General features: G+C 44.6%; 18 protein-coding genes. 8 read left to right on the top strand and 10 right to left on the bottom strand.

Features of this window, described 5'->3' with window-relative positions; genetic code table 11:
- Positions 1-18 precede the first annotated feature (18 nt).
- Positions 19-915 carry a hypothetical protein gene (locus N480_RS17360; RefSeq protein ID WP_063373707.1) on the bottom strand — a complete coding sequence of 299 codons (897 nt, stop codon included), beginning with the start codon at positions 913-915 and terminating at the stop codon, positions 19-21.
- Between the two features lie 156 nt (positions 916-1,071).
- Between N480_RS17360 and N480_RS17355 the strand changes: the two genes are divergently transcribed.
- From N480_RS17355 to N480_RS17335, 5 genes are read left to right on the top strand one after another with little or no spacing between them, the layout of a single operon-like run.
- Positions 1,072-1,677, top strand: a complete 606-nt coding sequence (locus N480_RS17355) for a hypothetical protein (RefSeq protein WP_063373706.1) — start codon at positions 1,072-1,074, stop codon at positions 1,675-1,677.
- Positions 1,677-2,264, top strand: a complete 588-nt coding sequence (locus N480_RS17350; protein ID WP_063373705.1) for a hypothetical protein — start codon at positions 1,677-1,679, stop codon at positions 2,262-2,264. Before N480_RS17355 ends, N480_RS17350 begins: the two co-directional genes overlap by 1 nt.
- Entirely contained in the window at positions 2,245-2,712 is a 468-nt protein-coding gene (locus N480_RS17345; RefSeq protein WP_231102280.1) for a DUF6950 family protein, read from the top strand. The genes N480_RS17350 and N480_RS17345 overlap by 20 nt, the downstream gene beginning before the upstream one ends.
- The gene (locus tag N480_RS17340) at positions 2,705-8,743 is read left to right on the top strand and encodes a phage tail protein (RefSeq protein ID WP_063373704.1); all 6,039 of its coding nucleotides are present in this window, start codon (positions 2,705-2,707) and stop codon (positions 8,741-8,743) included. Before N480_RS17345 ends, N480_RS17340 begins: the two co-directional genes overlap by 8 nt.
- A 5-nt stretch (positions 8,744-8,748) precedes the next feature.
- Entirely contained in the window at positions 8,749-11,325 is a 2,577-nt protein-coding gene (locus N480_RS17335) for a hypothetical protein (protein WP_063373703.1), read from the top strand.
- Between the two features lie 164 nt (positions 11,326-11,489).
- Here the strand turns inward: N480_RS17335 and N480_RS17330 are convergent, their stop codons facing one another.
- The 8 genes from N480_RS17330 to N480_RS17295 all read right to left on the bottom strand — a co-directional run bounded on the left by N480_RS17330 (position 11,490) and on the right by N480_RS17295 (position 19,317).
- Positions 11,490-12,620, bottom strand: a complete 1,131-nt coding sequence (locus N480_RS17330; RefSeq protein ID WP_063373702.1) for a restriction endonuclease — start codon at positions 12,618-12,620, stop codon at positions 11,490-11,492.
- A 570-nt stretch (positions 12,621-13,190) separates the two neighbouring features.
- Positions 13,191-14,333: a phage minor head protein gene (locus tag N480_RS17325; protein ID WP_063373701.1), complete on the bottom strand. Its 1,143-nt coding sequence runs from the start codon at positions 14,331-14,333 to the stop codon at positions 13,191-13,193.
- 1 nt (position 14,334) lies between these two features.
- Complete coding sequence (locus N480_RS17320) at positions 14,335-14,949, bottom strand: DUF3164 family protein (protein WP_063373700.1); 615 nt, start codon at positions 14,947-14,949, stop codon at positions 14,335-14,337.
- 3 nt (positions 14,950-14,952) lie between these two features.
- Positions 14,953-16,425, bottom strand: a complete 1,473-nt coding sequence (locus N480_RS17315; RefSeq protein ID WP_063373699.1) for a phage portal protein family protein — start codon at positions 16,423-16,425, stop codon at positions 14,953-14,955.
- Positions 16,418-18,160, bottom strand: a complete 1,743-nt coding sequence (locus N480_RS17310; protein WP_063373698.1) for a hypothetical protein — start codon at positions 18,158-18,160, stop codon at positions 16,418-16,420. Before N480_RS17310 ends, N480_RS17315 begins: the two co-directional genes overlap by 8 nt.
- Complete coding sequence (locus tag N480_RS17305; protein ID WP_063373697.1) at positions 18,160-18,660, bottom strand: DUF1804 family protein; 501 nt, start codon at positions 18,658-18,660, stop codon at positions 18,160-18,162. Before N480_RS17305 ends, N480_RS17310 begins: the two co-directional genes overlap by 1 nt.
- Positions 18,660-18,911, bottom strand: coding sequence for a hypothetical protein (locus N480_RS17300; RefSeq protein WP_063365117.1), 252 nt, complete (start codon positions 18,909-18,911; stop codon positions 18,660-18,662). Before N480_RS17300 ends, N480_RS17305 begins: the two co-directional genes overlap by 1 nt.
- Positions 18,901-19,317, bottom strand: coding sequence for a glycoside hydrolase family protein (locus N480_RS17295; RefSeq protein ID WP_063373696.1), 417 nt, complete (start codon positions 19,315-19,317; stop codon positions 18,901-18,903). Before N480_RS17295 ends, N480_RS17300 begins: the two co-directional genes overlap by 11 nt.
- Positions 19,318-19,670: 353 nt before the next feature.
- Here N480_RS17295 and N480_RS17290 point away from each other — a divergent pair, with 353 nt between their 5' ends.
- Both N480_RS17290 and N480_RS17285 read left to right on the top strand, forming a co-directional pair.
- Positions 19,671-20,663 carry a hypothetical protein gene (locus tag N480_RS17290; protein WP_063373695.1) on the top strand — a complete coding sequence of 331 codons (993 nt, stop codon included), beginning with the start codon at positions 19,671-19,673 and terminating at the stop codon, positions 20,661-20,663.
- A gap of 95 nt (positions 20,664-20,758) precedes the next feature.
- Positions 20,759-21,241 (top strand): hypothetical protein, encoded by a 483-nt coding sequence (locus N480_RS17285; protein WP_063373694.1) that lies wholly within the window; start codon positions 20,759-20,761, stop codon positions 21,239-21,241.
- A gap of 207 nt (positions 21,242-21,448) precedes the next feature.
- Here the strand turns inward: N480_RS17285 and N480_RS17280 are convergent, their stop codons facing one another.
- Positions 21,449-21,796, bottom strand: coding sequence for a Mor transcription activator family protein (locus N480_RS17280; protein ID WP_063373693.1), 348 nt, complete (start codon positions 21,794-21,796; stop codon positions 21,449-21,451).
- 426 nt (positions 21,797-22,222) lie between these two features.
- On the opposite strand from N480_RS17280, the gene N480_RS17275 reads away from it, so the two are divergent.
- Positions 22,223-22,555: a DUF2314 domain-containing protein gene (locus tag N480_RS17275; RefSeq protein ID WP_231102279.1), complete on the top strand. Its 333-nt coding sequence runs from the start codon at positions 22,223-22,225 to the stop codon at positions 22,553-22,555.
- The last annotated feature ends 176 nt before the right edge of the window (positions 22,556-22,731 follow it).

Here is a 22,731-nt window from a genome sequence, read left to right as displayed (position 1 = left end):
TCGAGAAATCATTTTCAATCAGCCAAAGGCGATAATCTGTTGCAACAGACCTGTAGCCAAAACACTTCCCGTTATACCTTCTAAAATGGCTCTACTAGATTTTAATGACTCATTTATAATCATTGACTTAGGATTAGGGGAAGCTAATTGCATCTCGATGGTAGCTACTTCTGCTGATAGCTCGCTTTTTGCTTCTTTACTCAACTCCAGATGCTCGATACTAGACTTAAGTTCTTCTACTAGTTTTAATAATTCTTTGCTCTCATATGTAACGGTTAGGTTTTGAGAAGCCCCTGCAGAATCTTGCTGTAGCTGAGAATTATTCATGCTGTGAATGTTATTAGTAATTTGATACGTTACTTGGCTAGCTGCTTGCTTCTCGTCTCGTGAAAAACTGACCCCTTCACCTGTTATACCTTGTTCTTCCAGTTCTAGAGCCCAGTTTAAGATCTGAGTTCTTACTGCATCTAAGATCCCTTGTATTTGTGCGGCACTAAAAAAAAATGCAGGCTCTGCTGGGTAATTCATAATACTCATGAATGTTTTTTTAGAGTTTGGATTAAAAGGTAAAACAAGCATTTTATTGCCATCTTCACTCATCAATTTTGGCAATTCACTTACGGGTTGCCCTATAACTCTACTAGAAAGCTGCTCTGCCAGCTTCGTATTTTCTATATGAACTGTTTGCCAGCCATGGAATTCATTGAATGCCTTAACTTCTCCGGCGACTTTCCTATAATGCGGTATTTCGTCAGGTTGAACATCTTTATAGCCTCCCAACTCCCTTGATAACCACAACTGAATATCTTCAATGCCAAGCTTTCTTGAAACGACTAAAGCTTTTCTTAATAGATTAGCTACGTCTACCTCGTTATCTAATGCATCGCGTTGTAATTCTAAAACCAAGCCCGTCATTATTTCTCCTTAATACTAAATATGGGCGAATATTTAATACGTTATATGGGTTTATATTGCGAATTCAATATTTCAATGTAAAACATTTTACACCTAAATCCCGGCGCCTAATTTTTTAAACTCGCTCACACAGTAAAGCAAAGAGCGATAAAAAATATGGAGCACCTTCCCCTACCTAAGCCCCCAAAACGTTGCGTTTTTCGGCTGGTTCCCAATAGTCATTTGCACGTCAGTAAAACCAATCATGCCTCTGAGGTGTATGACCTTGAGGGCGCGTATTGGGAATTTGAGATTGAGCTTGCCAATGTATCTGAGTCTGATGCGTTGACGTTGGATGCGTTCTTGGCCAAGTGTCGTGGTGCAGTTGGCAAGTTCTTGTGTTTTGATTATCGGTTTTTACAGGATGAGCTAGACAGTTTTGCCCGTGTTGTAGAGCCTTATCAAGATGGCAATGTGTTGGACGTGTCTGGTTTGCCTGTGAATGGCGTGTATGCCAAAGCGGGTAATCGTATTCAGATTGGTGTGGGTGAAAACGCGGAGCTTAAAGTGTTAACTGCGGATGTGATGGTTGATAGTCATGGCGCGTGTACGCTTGAGTTTGAATCGCCCATGCGCCAAATTCCTGCCAGTAATACCCCAGTCTATTTTAGACGCCCTGCTGGCGTGTTTCGTTTATTGGATAACAAACAAGGTTTAGCAGAAGCCCAGGTTAAAAACGGCTTTGTGACAGCTTGGAAAATCAAAGGTCGGGAGGCGTTTTAATGGAAGCGTTAAATCGAGCTTTGGTGGCTGAGCTTGCCCAGTGTCGCCCCCGTTATTTTGTGCGCTTGGCGTTTAAAAGTGGCGATGTGTTATTGCATACCGGTGTTGGTGAGCGGCGCTTTTTGGGTCGCACTTGGTTTGGCCTTGGCATGCTTGGGCGCATTGGGGAAATTCCTGCCAATGATAAAAACGATGCGGCCCGTATTCGTTTGTCTTTGCACACCCAAAGTGATGCGATTTTGGGTGAAGTGGCCGAAAACGACCCCATTGGTGCGGGCGTTGAAATCTATTTGGTGACGGTCGATAAGCATTATCGGGTCAATCAATCCCAGCTCTTAGAAAGTGGCTATATCGTGGTGTGTGATGTAGAGCGCGGCCAAGTCAGTAAAGTGATGTTATCTGTTGCGGGTGAGTCTGAGCGCTGGAAGCAATCGCGGGTTCATCAGCGTTGGAATCACGCCACACAAATCGCCCTGTATCCCGAGGATAAGTTCTTTAGTGAGCACAGTGAGGCAACCAGTTCGGTATTACCCGATACCCAACCTGGTTCCCCAGTGGGAGGCCGTGATGGTGTCCACTTGCCCTAATGCGCTTACTAAATCTCGAACTCATAATACGCGCCCCCTTGCCTTGCAGCGTTATTTAGATACCTGCGAAGACAAAGCGTTTTGCTTTGGCACCTTTGATTGCTGTTTGTTTGTGGCCGATTGGTTGAAGGTGGTCAACGGCGTCGATGTGGCCGCAGATTTTCGTGGGCGGTATAAGAGCGCGATTGGCGCAAAGCGGCGATTATCACGCTTGGGCTTTTCAGATATTCAAAGTGTGTTTAAACACCATTTAAAGCCCATTGACATAGCCTATGCCCAGCGCGGTGACATTGCTTTGGTTGAATTTGAAGGCGACTTGGTTGGCGGCATTGTGTGCATGAACAATGTGTACTGCGTCACTGATATTGGCTTAAGTGTGCTGGAAATGAGCGCGGTCAATTCTTGTTATTCCCAGATACTGCCTGCTTTTGGAGGTGCGCATGGGTAAGGTTGCGGACATTGCCAATGAGTTGGCCGACCCGTTTGGTCTTTCTGAAAAGATTTGGGATGAAACCGTGGGCGCGCTGTGGGATAGCCTCACGCCCGATGTGCCAGAAACCGACTATGCAACACTTGCGAAGGGACTACAAAAAGGCATTGACCAGCCACGGCGTATCACCTTTGGGCGCGACCGTGTAGGCGGTGTGATTGCCCATCAAGCCACTGTGGAGCGTGATGAAAAGAAATGGGTGCAGCTAATTGTGCTAATCAATGGTGCGCCCATTGATGCGTTGGAAGAAGTTTACATTGCTAATAAGCCGCTTTCAGATTATCCCGAGGACAGTTGGGACTATGCCCTATCTGATGGTAATCACACATCAGCGAATAGCCAGGCCGTGTCTAAAATGGCTGGCTGGACGGATGCGCATGTGGGCTTTGGTCAGGCCCATGTGTTTATAGAGCTTGAAAACAACCGAGAAGTGTTCCCTGATGGGATATCCGACTGTGAGTTTTTAATTCGTGGCACTCGCCTTTGGGACCCACGCGATAGTCAGCAACACCCCGATGACTCTGCAACTTGGGCATGGTCACAAAATGCGGTGCTCTGCGCCCTGCACTACATTCGTTTTTATGGGGCGCACGAAGTGCCTTATCATCGTATTCCGCTTAATTGGTGGATTGCCGCAGCCAATGTGTGTGATGAAAACGCCGCCTATCAAGACAGCGACGGCGTGGATAGGTACGAGCCGCGCTATACCTGCAATGGCACCTTTCGTTTTACCAGTAAACCCATTGAGATTTTAAATCAGTTAGAGCGCTGCTTTGCAGGGAAAATTTTTCGCCAGATGGGCCAGTGGTTTGTGCGTGTCGGGGCTTGGTATGGCAACCCCACCTATACGATTAACCAATCTGATGTGATGGGCAACGTTAAAATCAAATGGCATGCGGACCTGCGTGATAGAGCCAATGTCGTGCGTGCCACCTTTACTGACCCCAATCAACATTATGAGCGCACTGATGCTCCGCCAATACGGGCAGAGGGTTACATTGCAAAAGACACTCAATTACTTGAAACGACGATTTCCCTGCCCTTTGTTAGAAGTGCCACTACGGCCCAGCGCTTGGCCAAAATTCACTTAGAGCAAACGCGACTGGGCTCCATCGAGCTACCACTGAAGCACAAAGCCTTGCAAGCGGCTGTGGGTCGCACCGTGTATGTGGACTTACCCAAAGAGCACATCACTAAAAAGGTGTATCGCGTGGTGGGGCGAAAGTTTCGTTTAGATGGCGGTATTACCCTCACCTGCATAGAAGACAGCCCGCAGCTTTGGGCCGATGACTTAGTTCCTGGTGCATCAGATATCACCCCAAACAGTGACTATGTGACAGGACCGCCCTCGCCCATTGTTGATGTACAAGTCATCGTGGATGTAGATGGCAATGGTATCTTGAAATGGGCACACCCAACCCCGTTGGCCGTGCACGAATACGATATCGAGTATTATCAAAGTGGGATGCGTATTTACCATGAGAAAGTGACCTATACGCAGGCGCTTATCCCAAAGCTCGCTCTTGGGACTTATACCGCCAAAGTGTATGCCAGGAACATTTTTGGCCAGCGCGCAGCGCCTGTGGCCATTCAATTTAGTGTCTCTGCGCCGGTTAACCCTACACTCTCTTTTGTGGCGGATTATAACCAAATTACCCTCACTGCGACTTTGCCTGCAATGGGAATTGGTACTCAGTTCGAATGGCAGTTCTTGGGCTCCAATGATGCACCGCAGCAAAGTCCCGCTGTATTTTCGCAAATATACACCCGCATTGGATTACAGCCTGTAACGGAGTATCACTTTCAATGTCGTGCCGTGAACCATTTAGGCCACAGTGATTGGGTGCAGATATCCGCCACCACAACCGAGGTGGATTTAACTGAATTTATTAACGACATGCCACTGGCGAAGTTAAGCCAAGAAGCACAAGACTTAATAAGCGACTTAAACACCCAAGTAGACAGACTGCGCCCTGAGACTGAAAACAACCTCCCCGCTCTGATTGCCAAAAACATTGCACAAATTCAAGGTTTGGAAGATATCACCCAAGTCTTGGATGATTCCATTGTTGAAGGCATTCCGGCGCAAATAGCCCTGAATAAAATCAAGCTCGATGAAACTGCGTTGGCGGTGACTGACATGCAAAAAAGCCTGTTTGATGTGACGGCTGGTTATACGAACTTTCGTAATGAGTATGAGCGCAGGACCTTAAACAATGAGCGTTTGATTGATGCGGCGGTGTTTGTGGATGCGGAGTCTGGCACCATTGTGAATCGGGCTTTTTCGTACACGGATACGCAATTTAGTGAAGCGGTGTCTTTGATGGATGGCGCCCATGCGCGTATTAATTTTGAGTCTCGACGCATAAAACAAAGCGAAGAAAAGCTCATAGATGCCCGTGCACAAATCGAGCTGCAGGCAGGCCAGATTTTACAGCGCGCCACCTTCGCTGAAGTGAACGCCCAAATTGCCGGTGCCCTAGCTGCGCTCACGCCTGCCTACAGCTGGCAGTTTAACAGCAGTGCCGAGGGCTTTGCAGGCTTTGAAAGTCACCATGTGCTTGGGTACTTGGTGTGTAAAAGCACACTCTTTAGCCCGGCTATCTCGCTCGATGCCATCGGCAATCCCATGTTTAGGCTGCGTGTGCGCAAACATGAGCGCAGCACTTGGTTTGGCCGCATTCAATTTCAAGGTGGCGCATTGTTTTTGCCCGAGCCTGCAAGTTTTGATTGGGAAGTTATCCAAATTGATGCAACCGGCACGGCGGGTTTTACCGGACTCATTGCGTGGTTGCAGTTTGAATTAGGCGCGTGTGATATCGACTTTATTGAAATCGGCAAACGCGGGGCCAATGATTTAGCCCTTAAAGACATCACCAGTCGCACCACCACCCTCGAACAAGAGCTCGATGCAGGCACAGGACGCATGGCGCAATACGCTACGACAGCGTGGGTATCAAGTTTGGGCTATCAGACCCAAAGCAACGTGCAAACGCTCATTAATTCATTTAACACCCAATACAGTATCAGTGCGGTACTGCAAGCACTCAGTGACAATGACATCATAATCAAAGCCAATGCGGCGCAGACCTGGATAGATGGCGCAAATGCCACCATTCGAAATCAGGTTATCAGTTATCTCAATGAAGAAGATGGCGTAAACCAAAAGCTGGCCATGGCTGAGCACAACATTGATGCACTGGCTGGGGAAATACAGCAATCGGTTACGCAAATACAAGGTATTCAGCTTGATTTGGCCGACAAAGATTTAAACCAGGTATTAGAGGCGTATAACCAGTTTTTACGTGAGAAAGACTTAGCCGAGCACGCGATTACTTTGGCTCATGCCAGTGAGAAACTGTCCGCAGTTACCGATGACGTCAGTGCGCTATCGTCTCAATCCACCCAACTCATCGCGCTGCACAACCAAAGCGCGGCTAGTATTGATATTCTCGGTAAGGCTTTTACCAATGCGCGCCAAGCAAGCAGCGAACGCACTGAAACACTGCGCGCTGAAATTACCCATGAAAGCCAAAAAGCCATTGCAGAGGCCAAAGGCTTTACCCGCGCTCTGGTGGGGTATTGTATCGACAGCGAAGGCAATCGAACTATTGAGCAAGATGCGGTTGCATGCGAACTGGCAGGTCATTCGTGGGTAGACGGCCCTGTGGTAGAGCGCTCTATGAGCTTAGCTACGTTACTGGTCGACAGTCGAGGCTATCAAACCGCCAGTCAAGTAAGCCAGGCGATTAGCACCTTTGATGCCGTTTATGGTGTTACCGCCGCCCTTCAATCTTTTTATGACAACGGCACACTTGAAAAAGCCAATGCGGCAGAGCGCTTTATCGCCGGTGCTGCCGGTTACATCAAAGACCAAATCACCGTCTTTAACGCACAAGAAGACGGTGTGGATGAGCAGTTTGCCAATGTATCGAGCACACTCGATGCCATCAAAGGTGAAATCAATCAGAGTATTGTGCAAGTCCAAGGGTTGCAGTTTGGCGCGGATGCAAAGCGCCTCGATGAAGTAATTACCGCCTATAACGCCTTACTTCAAAACAACGAGCTGCAGCAATTAGACATCAAACTTGCCCTGGCACAAGATAAGCTCAAAGCCACCACCGATGAGCTTGCAAGCGTAGCGAGTTACACACTAGAGCTGGGCGCAATACATCAACAAAACAGCGCGGTTATCACCTCCATCGCCAAAGCCTTTGCGGGTGAGCGACAAGCCAATGTGACACGCGATGCGCGCTTTGCCGCATTTACGCGCACCACACAAGCCGCCTTTAGCGATGTAACCAATGCTTTTGCGGACATTGACCACGCAAACTTAGTCCGTGACCAAGCATTCACGGCTTTTGCCGCAAACACGGAGTCTGCTTTTAAGGACACCACCGAGCTTATCTCAAATCTTGATTCGGCGCTGAGTAGTCAGCGACAAGACTTGGTGGCCAAAGTAGCGCAAGGTGACTCGACAACGTTAGCCAGCGCCATCACCTACACCCGCGCTGCGGTGGGTTATTGTATCGATGCGCAAGGCAATCTCACGAGTGAGACCGATGCCGCTTTATGTGTTGCAGCAGGCCATAGCTGGGTGGATGGCCCACTCGCGGAGTTTATTCGCAAGCTCCAAATTGAAAATACTGCAGGTGACACAGCCAGCATTTCAGATATTCGCCAAGCCTTTGAAACACAGGATGGTCGGCTTATTGCGCGCGGCGGCTTTTTAATTAACAACCAAGGCCATGCTACCGGCGTGGTTGGCTTAAATGACGGTCACATCGGCAACCTTGATTTGGTGGGTGATGTTATCCGCCAGGGCGTAATGGTTGGCGAGTCGTTTATACCTACGTCCTATATTGATAACCGTGACCCTGCAAATCCAGTTCACGTGTTTCGCGGCCGATTAGAGCTGGGGGATTTTGTGGTTGAGTCCGAAGACGATATTCGTGGGCTTGACGGTAAAGATGGTCTACATGGTGAAACTGGCGCACGTGGTGCGGGTCGCTACGAAACCGATACCTCAACAGGGGGTTGGTCAGACACCACCGCGCACTCAGCTTGCCCTGGCGGCTATGCTGTGACCAACGATATTGTCACCATACACAAAAGTGGCAACCCCAAAATACAAACCACCAAACGTTTTACTGGAAGCCGCTGGGAGAGTTTTACTTTACGCATTCATGGCAGTCAACTTGTCGATGGCACGGTCATTGCCAATAGTATCATCTCCGCCATAGGCACTATCAATGAACTCACTGCGAGTGACCAAAAAGTCAAAATCAATCATGACGGGCTCAGGGCCCATGCGATGTTCGGCAATGGCTTTGTTTGGAGTTCAGAGCATGCGTCCACTTGGCCGGCCTTGTTTCGTTTTGTGGGAAACAGTGGCTCGCCTGGCACGGTGTCAGTGAGCAATCCGCATAATACCAGCGGTCATGCCATCACTGCGTACTCAGTTGGTCCGTATGCGGTATATGCCCGCCGCGGTGCCATTGGCCCATTCACAGGGGCCCATGATGGACTGATGGCTAAAGATGTTGACATTCAGCCTGGAGATTTAGTGTGTGATACGGCGCTGGTCAATATATCTGATATGTCGAATGCCATGTGTGAGATGAGTATCTCTAGCCGTAAAGCGCAGCGCACAGTAAGAGGCGTATTTGTCACAAGGCACCCCATCACCTCACCGCTGCCCGCTGCATTATCGGGCTTTAGGGGATTTCAAAAGTTCTTAGAACACCAACACAGTCACGACATCATTGAGTTTAACGCCTTGGGTGAAGGTGTACTCAATGTATGCGGCCAAGGCGGCGATATTGAAGCGGGCGATTATCTCTGCTCAAGCGATACGCCAGGCAAAGGCATGCGCCAGCATGACCAAGACTTTGAGCGCCCCTATACCATTGCACAAGCGCGGCATGCCGTGACTTTCACATCATCCACACAAATCAAAAAAATTGCAGTCATCTACTTACGAGGATAATCACCATGACCTGGTTTAGTTCATCTAATGCCAATGCCACAAACGGCAGTAACATCATCAAAATCAACGACAATCAAAGTGTGGCCAACATACGAGCAAGCGATGCTTTGGTACTTGGCGCTTTTGCGCCCATCGAAATCGCCAAGGCGTATGTCACAACACATGGCACTTTCATTGAGCTCATCAAGCCCTGGCCCAATGCCACACAAAGCCAAGTACCTTGCGTAGTATTACCCACCTCCGGGGATTTTAATACGGCGGTTTTAGCACTCAATAATGCCTCAAAAATGGTCAATGATAACTACAAAGCAATGATTGAGTGGCAAACAAATATGGGGACCGTGCAGTTTATCGACCTAGACGGACACCCTCACACTGTGAAAACACTTAAGCAGATGCAAGCCGACATCACCGCGATTGCACCGTACCCTGATGCCATGTCACAGGCCCAATTTGACGCACTGCGTCTGCACCGAAAACATACTTATAAAGCGTCTGGATTCTGCGATTTTGGAATAAGCACCTACCCTGATAATGTGGTGCATAGCGGCTTGGCCACTCGAGAAAGTGAAGTACATGCACTTTATTTGGGTAACAATGCCACCGTGGTCATCGATGGGGTGCAATTTACGCTCAGTGCCACTCATCATAGTGCGCATATTAAAGCAGTGTTTGAGCCTGCCCCCAATGGCACCCAAACATTTGATGAAATACAAAGTACGTATATTCAACACACTACGCCAGAAGTGGCCTTTGCCAGTGAAACCCCCAATAGCAAAGTCATAAAAACGCGTCAGGACGTTGTGCTTTTGGTCAAACGAACGCACTGTATTACCACCTCTGACACCGTATATCCTTTTGCAAATCTGCGCTTTGGGGGGAGTCGTTATTTAGGGAGTGATGTAAACGACCACAAGCACATTTGGTCAAGTTTACCGCCAGCGACACAACGTGCTTATTTAGCTGAGCCCAAAAACAACATAAGGCGCTTAACGGATGGGCGATTGGCGCAAGATACGATTGAATTGATGACCATCACAGGTTTTGGAGACCAATGGGATAATACAGAAACCGGTGCATTGCCCTGGCAATCGCGTTATTTGGGCTATGGAAATGAAACACCACAATATATTCAAGCCGACACACTCGCATTTGGACCCGACCACCCACTTCAATCCGATAAATATAATCAAGATGTTGGACTGTTCGCCAATGCCGAGCGTACCGTGTTCGCCATTCCAGTGGCCATTGTGCAGCGTATGAATCGCGGTGTTTTTCACCCAGTGCATAATCCATTTGGCTGTGCGACCAGTCATGCAACATTAAACGCATTAACAAGCGCCCTTGGTACGTTTGTACATATTGAGGAACACTCTGGCACGCTAGAAAGTGGGCGCTCTGGTGCATTGCATCGCTATAAGTACCACGATGTAATTTATGCAGATCAAATACAAGATGTACGCTTAAACGTGGGTGATTCATGTGACTTTGATAAAGCCGTCCATAAAGCGGTTTCTGGCCAATTAAGAGGGAAAAGCCGGATGCCATATACACGCACTACGCAAATAAACAGTGTTTCGATAACAGGCAATGACCCAGAGCAACTATTAATTCGTGATGACTCATCGACAAGTAGTCTATTTAAGACCTATGGCACGCAAACGTTTAGCCAAGCACACCCCTTCTTTATTTGCACTGCGACAGGTAAAAATCTACGCGTGTGTACGATTGGCTCTGATTCAACGGGTGATTATTTTTATGTGCTTGCAAGCAGCACTGAAGGTTTAAGTGTGGGGCAAACCATTTGTTATCACGACTTTAGTACGTTAACCGCTGAATTTAACATTGTGCCGAGCATTGATGTTGTGACAACACCCGCCTCTCTTGCACAATCCTTCCCACATGGTATCGCAGGTTTATTGGCATGCAATACAACGGATGACTCTGTTAGGTTCAACCAAAAATGCCTCAGTGCGACTGCTTCAATCATCAATGAAGCAACGCTAAGTTCTGGGGCCCCAATCACGCAGTTAACCGTGGATGACATCAGCAATCAAATCAGCACAAGCACAAATGCATTGTTTTTATGCTGTTATGAAAGTCCTGCAGCAATGACGAAAATGGCTGATAACTTCGCAATAGAAAGCCACCGTGTGTACGTAGTGTCTAGCAGCACGCATGATGTGCATTATGGCAATCGGCTAATGACATCACTCACTAATCAGGTTGGGCTTGACCCAAACCGCTCAAATTACGCGGTTTATTCCATGGTCCAGACTATGGGTATTGATGCAAACTGGAAAACATCAAACATACAAGGACGCCAAATCGACCATAGTCCTATTAAGCTCGCACCACCTGCTAATGGTTATTTTGGTTTTAAAAGTGCGGTGTCACTCATTAAGAAAAATGGGTTATTCTATTTGCAGTTCAATGCCATTTCCCTCAAGTACAGTAGCAACAATTGGGGCGATAACAGCTTAATCTACTCAGTAAATGGGGGGACCAAGATAACCGACACCAATGGAAATGAAGTTGATGTTGTGTGTCATCATAGCCTCTTTCCTATTGGCGTTGGGTAAAAATGAGCTTATATGGGCAGAATTTGCAATAGAGACATTGATTTTATTCACGAAGAGGTTAGGTTTCAGCTATAGGGACGTTCGCTGTAGGAGTTATGCAGTATTATGCATAACTCAATACTTTTCAGGAGAATTTAGATGATTTCATCTTATCAAAGAGCATTTTAAAGTGCCTCGATCAAATATTGATTATAGTCATCTAGATAATTCATTAGCTCAGAACGATCTACTAGCTTTATGGCTGAGGCAGAAGCAAGTTCATTTGCCGAATGAGTAAAATATGAGTTAGTAACAACCATTGCATCGTCACAATTGTAAAAGGTTTTAGCTGATAATGCTTGTTGTACAGCCGAATTACCAACATTTCCAGAATAGTTTTTAGCTTGAATAACTACCTTCCTCCCAAACTTCTCCACAAACAGGTCCGCTCCTTGATCTCCTGTTTTTTTAGTTTCTGTTACGTCATAGCCTAGCGCAATGAAGAGTTTTGCTAGAAATTCCTCAAACTCAAAGCCATTCATCGCATCTAGTGAATGGACCGTCACGAAACTAGAAGAATCAAAGTTAGAAAGTTTTACATCTAACCTGCTAACCAAAATATCCTTAAATATATTTTCAGCTTTCTTAATCAACTTACTAAAAGTGTCGATTTCAACTAGCTGTTGGTTTCGATCTTTCTCTGCGCGATCATTAAAGTCTAGCTCTTTGTAAGAAACTTTACTTTCCCATAATGTATATAAAAACAGGCACATGTTATTCCTAAAATCGGTGCCAGTCTCTTCAATCCAAGAATACATCGTACTAGTTAAATCGGGTTTTAAGTGTCTTTCTATTTCTTTTTTGAAGCTTAGATATCGCGAGTGAAAAAGGGTTGTATCTAAGAGTTTATAAAGTAACTCTGGTTTCGTATTTAGTTCACTAAAACCTTTTCTAACTAGTACTTCTTGGAATAGTTCTACCTGTGAGTAAATCTTGTCACTAGACTGCTCACGTTCGCATTCGTTATTTAACTTATTCTCACTGAGCATTAGATAAGCAAAGTTACAAAAATACGGCTCTCGTAGCTGATTGTACTTTTTTAGAACCCTCTTAAGCAGATCATCAAGCCCCGCTTGCTCTTTTTTCTTCGCAAATAGGTCCTTAACGAAGCCTTTAGACTCATAGTGAAAATCGCTGTAAAATGAAGCGTTTAACGGTACTAATTCTTGAGGGCTTTCATCTTCATTCGCAGCGATACAGTGCCAGCATTGCGTATGAAATGTAGTTCTGCTACAACTTTGACATGAGTAAATCAATGGCATTCCTTTTTTAGTATAGATTTTGTTTTGAGTAGTGTAAAAGTATGGGTAATCTAATGCAAGAAAGCAGTATATAGATAATTAAACAAAGGGAGTCGAAAAGGAATTATTAGATAGGGCTTGTAAAATTGTACTAAGAGATCGCAAGCCTAAGGTTATCAAATGTTCATACTTATATTCTCAATCCTTCATATCTGAAGAGACACAGCAAATAATTAAATGTGTCCAATTTCATATGTCTTTTTATCCAGTTTCAAAACGCGCGTTACAACAACTCGATTCATATCTGGAGCAACCTCAATGGTTAGTGTAAGGGGTCGTTCATTTCTAGAATTAACCAAACTACGAAATTCAACTTTCGATTCCTCTGAAAGCCCCATAAATACTGGACCTCATAAATTTTCGAGCCAAAATCCCAAAAACCAAAAATACATTTGTTTTTAGACAAAACCCGCTCATTCCATATCATTCTGCGCTCATTCCTGCTCACAATACGTTTAGAATTAAACTAATAATCGCCATTTTTAAAAACGTTTAAACGCCCTTTAAACTGACTTTAAATACGCTTTAAACATCAACTTGTTTAACTGCGACAACTCGATTCATATCTGGGCCAATCTCAATGGTGATAAGAATTCCGTTTACCACATACAGCAAAACACTGTGGTTAAATGTGGATTCGGCTTGTGTTTGGATTAGCTTCATTAACTGTGTAGTTTGTTCAAACTCGATTAATTGAATCGCCGTTTTTATCATGGCTTCATCGATGACAACCAAAGTGCTTTTAGTTTGGGGCGCGATATCCAAAACGGTTTTAAATAAATTTGGATGCAAGTGCCCTAGCGTCAATTTTGTTCCAGACTCTGGTTTACCAAGTGACTGTTTAGCCGCAATCGTCGCAACTTGAGATTTAAAATAACTTTGTCCTTCATTAATGGTGTTATTAAAAATCGGTGTGGCAACTTTTCTAATTTGGTGATCGAGTTTCGCTAACATCTGGCCTGTTGCTTTGTCTGCACCCAACCATGCAAGACCTGGATTGTAATCCCAACCGAGATCAATGCCTGGCAATCGCTCCAGTTCTTCACCTGTTGTTGGGTCAACTTCGGTAAATGGTTTTTGATAATTCTTAAGCGCTGAATCTGGTGTAATTGTTAAACCCATACGTTTAATGTCGGCATTACTCAAGCTCACGACTTTACACCTGCAGTTCCAGCCATTGGGCGGATAATGCGTGTGCCAGAAATTATGTTCAATTGGTAAAAGTATGTAGTTCCACGCGCTATGTTGCGGTCTTACTCGCGAGTCACCTGCAGTTAAATATAAAAGATATGGCCTACGATGTTTTACTCGTTCTTGCTGTTGCCATCGGCCAGCTGCCCGCGCTGTATTTTTATTGTTTTGATAAATTACCTGCGTACGCCAACCACGTTTTCCATTGTAAGACCAACCATGTTTTGAAACCGCTTTATCAAAGCGCGCTCTGAAGTCAGTGATCGTCTCACCATTTTCATTCGCAGCAAGTACAGCTTTATATAAGTCGTTTAACAATTCCGCTTTGGTTGCTCCGGCAACGGTAAATGCGCGGGCATGTATGTGGCCAAGTAAGTCTTTGTAAGACTCCGTGGGTATTTGAACTTTTGATTTTAGATTTGAAATGGCCTCGTCGAACTTTACGAGTTGGCCATACTGGGAAGGGATATCGGACATATCAGAGTTTAGCTATATCTAGAGAGATTGCTTGATCAGCGCCCTGCTCATCTCGCTTATAAAACCGGATAAATCGACTGCTATCTATGGTGGTTACAGACTCGGCAATGATGTCCATCGCTTTTTGCCATTTACCGGATTCGTCTTGGATTTCTAACTTACGTAAACCCAAAATACGCTGCGGATTGATGGTACCTTGCTTGTCAGTAGAGAACACTTTATTGACGATGGCTTTGATGTTTTGATTGCCACCTTCGGTCCAATCACTGATGCATTTATCTATCATTTCTTTGGCGATTTGTAGCTCAGGACCCAGTTCAATTCGCTCCTGAATTTGTATTTTCACAGACAACGAATGGTCAAAAGAACGCAGTGTTAAATTGCCTTTTTTACCCCCTAAATTTACACCATGCTCTTGTGCTAGCAGCTCTAAAAAGTCGTCTGCTTCTTCCATTTGTTGGTGCTTAAAATCGGCAAGCTCCTGTTGCTGTTTTTCTGCAAGTTCAATGGCTTTTTTGACAAATTCGTCTTTTATCAGGTCAGTTTGCTTCACGTTCGCGAGTGCAACTAAATTGCCTTTACCATCTTTTAAAAAGCCTTCGGGTATCGCATTCATAGGTTAAATCTCCTGTTGATTTGCCTCATTCATTCCTTGTAAAACCTCCAATTCAAGGGCCTTTGTGGCGACTTCTGCTAAGGCTGAATTAGATATATTTGGGAACTCATTGAGGATGTTTTGTTTCAGTTCGTCGAGGTTGTTTGCTTGTTTTGCAAACTCAAAAATCTGCTTTATTTCGGCATCAGTTGCCTGGTCAAACTCGTCAAAAACAGAGATGTCAGCGCCCTGTTTATCACTCGAAAAGTCCTGTTTTGGTGCGCTGGCGATGCCTTGCCCATCGTCTGTTATTTCTAACAGTTCTTCGCCTTTTTGAGGTTTTGGAATGCCCAAAGTCTTGTAAACGTAGTCCTTGGAAACAGGCACCATTTTGGCTGATTCACGAATGACATTAACCGTTTCAAGGTTGATTTCTTTTTTGTCTCGCCAGACATATTTGGGCGGCTCGCCGCCATCAAAATTCACTCTATGGATGGTTTCGAGTAGTTGATTTCGATAGCCAGATACAAGTGCCCTATCAGCGCGTTGATTTTCACCCGCACGTTTAGCGTGTGTCTCACTGGCTGCACGGGCACCGGCTTTTTGCTCTGTAGCGAGCGTTTGAGAAGTCAGCGCTTTACTCATTTCTGAGTTACATAAATTGATTAGCTGCAACTGGACTGGCTCACCTGACATTTTGCTTTCGATAATGTCTAAACTCGAATCATCAGGTATGACGGCAATACCTTCTGTTATTAACTTCGCTAAGCCTTCCAGCAGCTCACCAATTTTATCGTCTTGTGTGCCTATGGGATATTTCCCAACGGGAAAAGGCACACCAAAGCGCTCACACAACTGTACAAAAAACTTAAAGCCACCGTGCTTAAACATCCAAGGCCAAAAGCAGCTACTTAAAAGCGCAATACCATATGGGTTTTTGGCCTCTGGCATATGCCTAACACATGTCCAGCGGTCTTCATTTATGGGTTCGCCTTCGGGGTTTTCGCGGGTTTTAACTAGGAGCTCGTGATCTGAATTAAAAGCAAAGCGCCCCGCTGGCCATTGCTCAATCGTACTAGGTATCCAGGCATTGTCGCTTTTCTCAAACTTGCCTAAATGCGTGACCGCAAAGCCATGTAAAATCGCGCTGTAGTTGTGCCAATCGATGTCCATCCACTGTGTATTTTTAGCAGGGTTTGCGGCCGTCAAACTTTTTGCATTCTCAAAGCTTTTCATGCTAGCGCTATCATCACCGCCTGGCACAAGTTCCGCATTAAATGCGAACATACCAGAGCGCAAACTGCGCAGTTCGCCAATTACATGAGCATCACGAGCAATCTCGTCATATATTAGCGAGCTTTTACCAGCCTTGCGCAGTATAGGATCTGGATTAGGTAGTTCACGCATCATGGCCCATAAAGCTGGGTCTGTTTTGCTCATGCTGAAGGCTTTTTGTAGTGCGCGATATCCTTTGTATGAAAGGTGGGGTTTAGACATGATAGCCCCCTATTGATTTGGTCACTTTTTTGCTTCTTACCTTGGGAATACCACCCGCGCCGGTGCTCGCAATCATCCATAACAATGTGAGTGCACAGCTTAAATCGTAATGGTGGTTGCTCTGTTTCTCGGGCCAGTTTTCTAACTCATCCATAAGTAATCGACTTCGACGGGTATGAAAAAGTATTTGAGCAGGTTCATTGATCACAAAAGGCTCTAAGCCCTCGATGCGTTCTTCCTGTGGCACGGTGGCCGTAATACCTCTAAGCGGTAGTGCTACGCCTTGGTCTAATGCGTCTTTGATGTAGGTTTGGCGCATAAAGTCAAAGGCGTTATTGTTTTCAAAGCCCCACACTAAACAGTTGTATTCAAGCTGCAGCTTAATCAAATCTTTCAAAAGGCGGCTTGGGCCGCGTACCTTGCGGCTTTCATATTCAAGGTGTAATTGACCTAACTCTTTGGCCCAAAAACCTACAAGCAAAGCACTTGGGTCGGCGCTGGCCGTTTTGCCCATGCTTGGGTCACATGCGCCATAGGGTGTCCATAGATTTAAGCGGTTAATCCAAGTCTCAAACCGATAAAAGATCTGCTCTTCGTCTGACTTGGCAATACCTTGCATCTCACGGTTAAACTCTCGTTTGTTTGAGGCTCGCATAGCCATCAAATCATACAAACTCCGCACACTCGGCCAACTGGTTTTTGCGCCTTTTGACATGCGCTTTTTGTTCTTAATCCAAAACTTAAAGCTTGGCTTTTCTTCTAGGGCGACCGCTTTTCCTTTACTCGCTGCTTGCTTCTCAAACTGTTTGTCTTTGTACAGCATTAGCTCTCGGCATTGCTCCCAAAGCTCCATATTTTCTGGTAGCTGCGAAATAGCTTTAAAGCGGTGCACTATATGACCTGCGGCGTGCTCAGCTCTGGATATTGGGTCGTCATTGTTTAGTACGGTGTTTACACCAAGAAACTTAACCCCTTTACCTGGCGGGCCTAGGTATTGCACCGCAGCTTCTAAAAATGTCCAGCGATTGTCCCTTTCGGTTGCTGATTTAGCCTCTTTATCGGTGATGATGTCATCAGACAAAAGTAACTTAGGACGGCTTGCACCGTGGAATGCGCCTCGAACGGATTGTTCAGACCCACGGCTTTCAAAACGCACACCTTGGAGGGTTGCAAACTCACCAATTTTCCAGAGTGGCGACTTGGCGCAGACTTCGGGAAAGTCCAACATAAGGTTGCCATTATTCAGTAGCTCAGTTTTAACCACTTCTAGTGTCTTGGCGGGCATCTTTGCTTCAGCACCAAATAGAATGACAAAGTCGATGTAAATATTGGGCTTTGTCAGGCCCAGTTCTTCGCATACGGCTTCATCCTGTAGTAGCGCTAAAACCGCTATATATACGGGCGCGATTTTTACAGCTAAAGTTGATTTACCTTCACCACGCGGGGCAACAAACCAATGCTTCCAATAGTTGTTTAAGTCTATGGCCTTGGGAAACCAGTCCATAAAATACTGCTGGAACTCACTAGGCTTTTGACCTTCATCTAGCCACATATGATGAGGAAAATATGTATAAACAAAGAACTCAAAATCACCGCCTAGTACACGTTGTCTTCGCTCTAAAATCGCTTCTGGGCTTGGGTCAATATCGCGTTGCTTAGCTTCAATATCTATTCGTAGCGCAGCCGTAATCTGCTCTAGTTCTTCTAAAAACTCTTTGTTGCTAATATCAGCCATTAGTCGTCCAACATGCTACTAAGTTGAGGACCAAACGCGGTTAATATCTCGACTAATTGCTGCGCGTAATCAGGGTGATATTTAGATACAAAGCTTGCGAGTTTCTTAAGCACATCGGCGGCAACAGCACGCTTTTCAATAGACTTATTACCGCCGCTGAGCTTCATGATTTTTGAATATGTATCACTGAGTTGATTAAGGGCTTTAATACGGCCATCAATTGATAGCCCTTCGTCTTGTTTGATTAGCTCAAAGGTGGCATTGGTTTGAATGGTAAACTCTTCAATAAAGTCTTGGGTAAATTCACCTGCAGGACCCGTTGCTTTGCGTGCAGCCGCACGGGCTAAATCCCAGTCATCACCCGCCGCTTTAGCATCACTTTTCCAGCGTCTCGCAGTGCTGTCTGCAACGGTGTGTTTAATCGCCGCAACCGATAAAGCTAAAAGCTCATTCACATAGCTGTGTCTAACCGCATTTTTTTTATCTTCTGGGTGTGCCATCAAGAGCCCCCGCCCAGTTTTAACGCTTCAGCAGCTATGGCTACGACTAACCCAGCGCCACCACCCATCGATGCAATTTTAATTCGGTTGTGTGTTACCTTGTCTTCGATTTTCTCAACACGTGTTTCGAGCTTATCAACGCGGGCATTGAGGTCTGTTTTTATCTGCCTGACTTCATTCAAAATAGATGTTTGGGTGGCTTGAATCTGGCCGATAGACTGAAACAGCTGATTCTCTTGTTCAGGCGTCATACCATTCCCCAGTCTTCATCTGCTCGGTTAACTGGTTAGCTCTCTCGCCTACTTGCACAGCCCAGCGGCTATCGAACATTTCAATAGCCGCTTTATCCCAATTACCTCGCTCTACAGCTGCTATGGTTTTTTTAAAAGCTAACAAGCCATGAATGCCAAGGTTAAAGGCCATGTTTATCAAAACAGCTTTGCGTGCAGGGTTACATTTTGAGGTATCTATATGCTTTTCGACTTGGGCAGTAAAATAAGCAATATCGTTATTAAGCAGGTAATGAATTTCTTCGTCAGTCAGGCCTCTATTTTCAAGGTTTCTGCCAACGCCTATCGACTGGTAGCCACCTGGGCAAACATACACTTTATGCTCGTATCCTTCATGGCCAATGAGTTGTTGTTTTAGTTTTTCCATGCCATTTCCACATGTGGTTGATCACATGGCTAGTCTGGCAAATTATGAGTGGATAATTAGGTGTAAAATGTTTTACGTGGCTTTGAGGTAAAGCCGATATATTAGGCTAAAGTAAAAATTTGGTAGCTGCAACCCTCGTTTTTTGAGAACGTTGCTTTACAGCTCCTTAACTAGCAACTTACCTCTGTAGTGATGGAAACGACCAAATGGTTCGTCTTTATATGTTTGCTAAAACACCACGACCATAAATTAATGACATGTAGCAAGGTGTTATTATTTATGTTAAAACTGGGCCAATTAGATAAACGACCCATTGGGTCGATATTAAATTGTTCGCTTCAAAGGAGGATATCGTGAATACATCTACAAAAGAGAAACCTACAGGGACTCCTCTTAATTGCCTACTTTTAGCTGGTGTTGGTGGCATGATTCCTACAATGTCTAGACTTGCGAGTACTTATGTTACAGATCCTATGACACCTCTTCCAGAACCCGGTCTGTTTTTTGGATTAGGACTCTTTTTTGTTATCGGTGTTATCTTAGCTTATGCATTTTCTGAAACAAATGTTAGACAAGCATTCATTATAGGAGTATGTGCTCCAGGAATAATCACAAATATAGTTGCGGGAGTGCAAGAGGCCAACACAAATGTGTCTTGGTTCAATGGGGTTCCATTTATTTCAAGTGCTTACGCTCAAGATTTAAAAGCCCCAAGAGAGACTGAATTTTTGGAACAAGAACCAGTTGAGCCATTGTTACGCCTCAAAAATAAAGTCGTTTCAGGATCTGAATGGGATGCGAAGACTACCTCGTACTCAGTCACTGCAATACTTGCGGACGGAAGCACAAAATCAATTGGGAGATTCCCTGCTAAATCGTTAACACAAGAGCTGCTTCTACCTATTAGCGCAGATAAATTATTGATTAGTGCTGGCAGAATTAGCCAGACAATTCCCCTTCCAACTGAGCCTTTTTCATCCATTGAGTTAAAAAGTGATCTTGTCTACTCAAATAAAAAAAATGATTTTCTCTGGGCGCTTGGGGCTAAAAGGGAAACGCAATTAAGCTCATTTCATGTTAATATTCATAACGTCAATTTTATTGATAATTCCTTATCAGTTAAGGGCATATTAGGACTTAAAGTAGCTATAAACCAAAATGTGCGAGGAGATATTTTGGAAGATATTAAAATTTCTCCAGACGGTCGGCTAGGAGATTTTATAGTTCGCTTAAAAGATGGTACTTTAAAATCGTTCTTACCTTCGAAAGTCAAAGTCGCAGATAGTATAGTGTACCTTGATGTTCGGAGTACTGAAGCCAACAATTCTAGTCAGTCGGGTTCGTAACATTGGCGCGCCTTTTTCTAACCTACTTCGTGGGCAAAAAGCCCGGCAGTGTTCCTCACCGCTGCTTGGGGCGGTATGTGCTTTAAGGAGCTACATTGAAGATTACGGAAATATTAGCAATTTACGCAGCCTGCCTTTCAACTCTCGTGTTTGTTTGGAACATTGCTAAAGCAACACCTAAATTTAAGGTTGATTTACTGCATGGGATAGAAGAAAAGGACGGAGAATATGTGGAAGGTATTTACGTCATAGTAAGGAATCATTCTTCTCACAAAATTCATTTAGCTGGCTTGGTCTTATTGTATCAATCTGAGAAGCAATCAATACTTAAAAAGTTACTTCATTTTATAAAATATAGAAATTGGTCCAATTCTTTAGGGTGGGTGCATTGCTATCCGTCATCGTACGGCGTTGAACACAATTTCCCTGTTGAGTTAGAGGCTTTTCAGTCGCACGAGTTGTTTATACCTAACAGTGTCGTTGATGAGGTTCTTGAAAAAGGTATTAATCGAAAAATTAAAGCCAAGGCTCAAGACCAACTATGGAGAAATAAATACTCTAAAGCACTAGAGTACTAAGCAGCACACAACAAACAAATCAGCGCGGACTAATAACGCTTGGCTTGGTTCGCTGCGCTAGCAATTATAGCAAAGCTTTATTAGCCCATAAAATGCTGGAATCTGCTTTCGAACATTTTCGCCTTCACGAAAATAAAATCTGATAAGCCATACTCAAGAATCAATAAAACCAGCCCCCACACCTAACAACGAAGGCTGATCACAAACCTACAACTTCAACTCCATCTGCTTGTGCGCATCGCCAACTAAAATCGGTGCGCCCTCGGCTTCGGAGGTCACTATTAAGTTGATCATTTGTCTGGTCAACTTATAGCGTCTTACTAAATTTTGGACTGAAGCGCCCTGCTTAAACTCCTGTCTTATCTTAATGTTTCGTAGCTGGATTAAAATCTTGTCCAACTTTGGTATTTGGTAAGTACTACCCGCATGGTTAGATAACGCCCTTGCCATATCAACGCTAAACCGCTTACAAAACTCGTGATTAGGCGTTGGCGTATCGGGAATAAAAAACAAGTTGCCCTGCTCTTCACTTAAGGCTTTTACTGCATCATCCAACCCCTATCGATTGGTAGCAACCCGGGCAAACATACACTTTATGCTCGTATCCTTCATGGTTAATGAGTTGTTGTTTTAGTTTTTCCATGCCATTTCCACATGTGGTTGATCACATGGCTAGTCTGGCAAATTGGGAGTGGGAAGTTAGGTGTAAAATGTTTTACGGTGCTTTGAAGTAAAGCCGATGTATTAGGCTAAATTAAAAATTTGGCAGCCGCAACCCTCGTTTTAGCTCCTTAACTAGCAACTTGCCCCTGTAGTCATGGAAACGATCCAATAGGTCGTAATTATATATTTGGTAAAACAACAGAACCATAAAATTATGATATGTAGCAACATGTTATTATTTATGTTAAAACTGGGCTAATCAGATAAACGACCCATTGGGTCGATATTAAATTGTTAGGTGTTTCGAGGGTTTTGATAGTGCTGCCAACCTATGAAAAAGATCATTATCAATTGGATAATGGAGAAGAGTTAAATAAGGAATACACGAGCACATTCTGGATTCCTGAAAAAGAAGTCAGGGAATCTCTTAAAGTAGGCTATTTGGTAAAGCTAATTTTCAGAATGGAAGAGACTATAGGTTCTGATGAAGTCTCGGTTGAGCGCATGTGGGTACAAATCACAGACGTATATCCTAATTACTATCAAGGCAAATTAGATAATGATCCTACTGGCAGCGATTGTGTGCATTGCGGACAACTTGTCACTTTTCAAGCTTGCCATGTAATAGATATTTTTGAAGAAAACACCTAACAAGCAATTCAACTGGGATAAAAAGCTTGCGGGCTACTCGCTTCGCTCAATTTTAGCCCACAATTTTTACCCATTAATCGAGCGTTAAGTGTATTTTAGGCATGGATGTAGCCACTTTTAAAAATGTATCGTTTGCACTATTTACTTTTTTCCCTATAATTATGGTTTCTTTCATA

Origin of the sequence: Pseudoalteromonas luteoviolacea S2607, from assembly GCF_001625575.1 — a bacterium.
Taxonomy (GTDB): domain Bacteria; phylum Pseudomonadota; class Gammaproteobacteria; order Enterobacterales; family Alteromonadaceae; genus Pseudoalteromonas; species Pseudoalteromonas luteoviolacea_E.
This window is presented reverse-complemented; position numbering and strand designations above follow the sequence as displayed.

Coding starts and splice junctions, on each gene's coding strand:
- N480_RS17360 (WP_063373707.1), bottom strand. CDS start 915: ATGACGGGCTTGGTTTTAGAATTACAACGCGATGCATTAGATAACGAG.
- N480_RS17355 (WP_063373706.1), top strand. CDS start 1,072: ATGGAGCACCTTCCCCTACCTAAGCCCCCAAAACGTTGCGTTTTTCGG.
- N480_RS17350 (WP_063373705.1), top strand. CDS start 1,677: ATGGAAGCGTTAAATCGAGCTTTGGTGGCTGAGCTTGCCCAGTGTCGC.
- N480_RS17345 (WP_231102280.1), top strand. CDS start 2,245: ATGGTGTCCACTTGCCCTAATGCGCTTACTAAATCTCGAACTCATAAT.
- N480_RS17340 (WP_063373704.1), top strand. CDS start 2,705: ATGGGTAAGGTTGCGGACATTGCCAATGAGTTGGCCGACCCGTTTGGT.
- N480_RS17335 (WP_063373703.1), top strand. CDS start 8,749: ATGACCTGGTTTAGTTCATCTAATGCCAATGCCACAAACGGCAGTAAC.
- N480_RS17325 (WP_063373701.1), bottom strand. CDS start 14,333: ATGTCCGATATCCCTTCCCAGTATGGCCAACTCGTAAAGTTCGACGAG.
- N480_RS17320 (WP_063373700.1), bottom strand. CDS start 14,949: ATGAATGCGATACCCGAAGGCTTTTTAAAAGATGGTAAAGGCAATTTA.
- N480_RS17315 (WP_063373699.1), bottom strand. CDS start 16,425: ATGTCTAAACCCCACCTTTCATACAAAGGATATCGCGCACTACAAAAA.
- N480_RS17310 (WP_063373698.1), bottom strand. CDS start 18,160: ATGGCTGATATTAGCAACAAAGAGTTTTTAGAAGAACTAGAGCAGATT.
- N480_RS17305 (WP_063373697.1), bottom strand. CDS start 18,660: ATGGCACACCCAGAAGATAAAAAAAATGCGGTTAGACACAGCTATGTG.
- N480_RS17300 (WP_063365117.1), bottom strand. CDS start 18,911: ATGACGCCTGAACAAGAGAATCAGCTGTTTCAGTCTATCGGCCAGATT.
- N480_RS17295 (WP_063373696.1), bottom strand. CDS start 19,317: ATGGAAAAACTAAAACAACAACTCATTGGCCATGAAGGATACGAGCAT.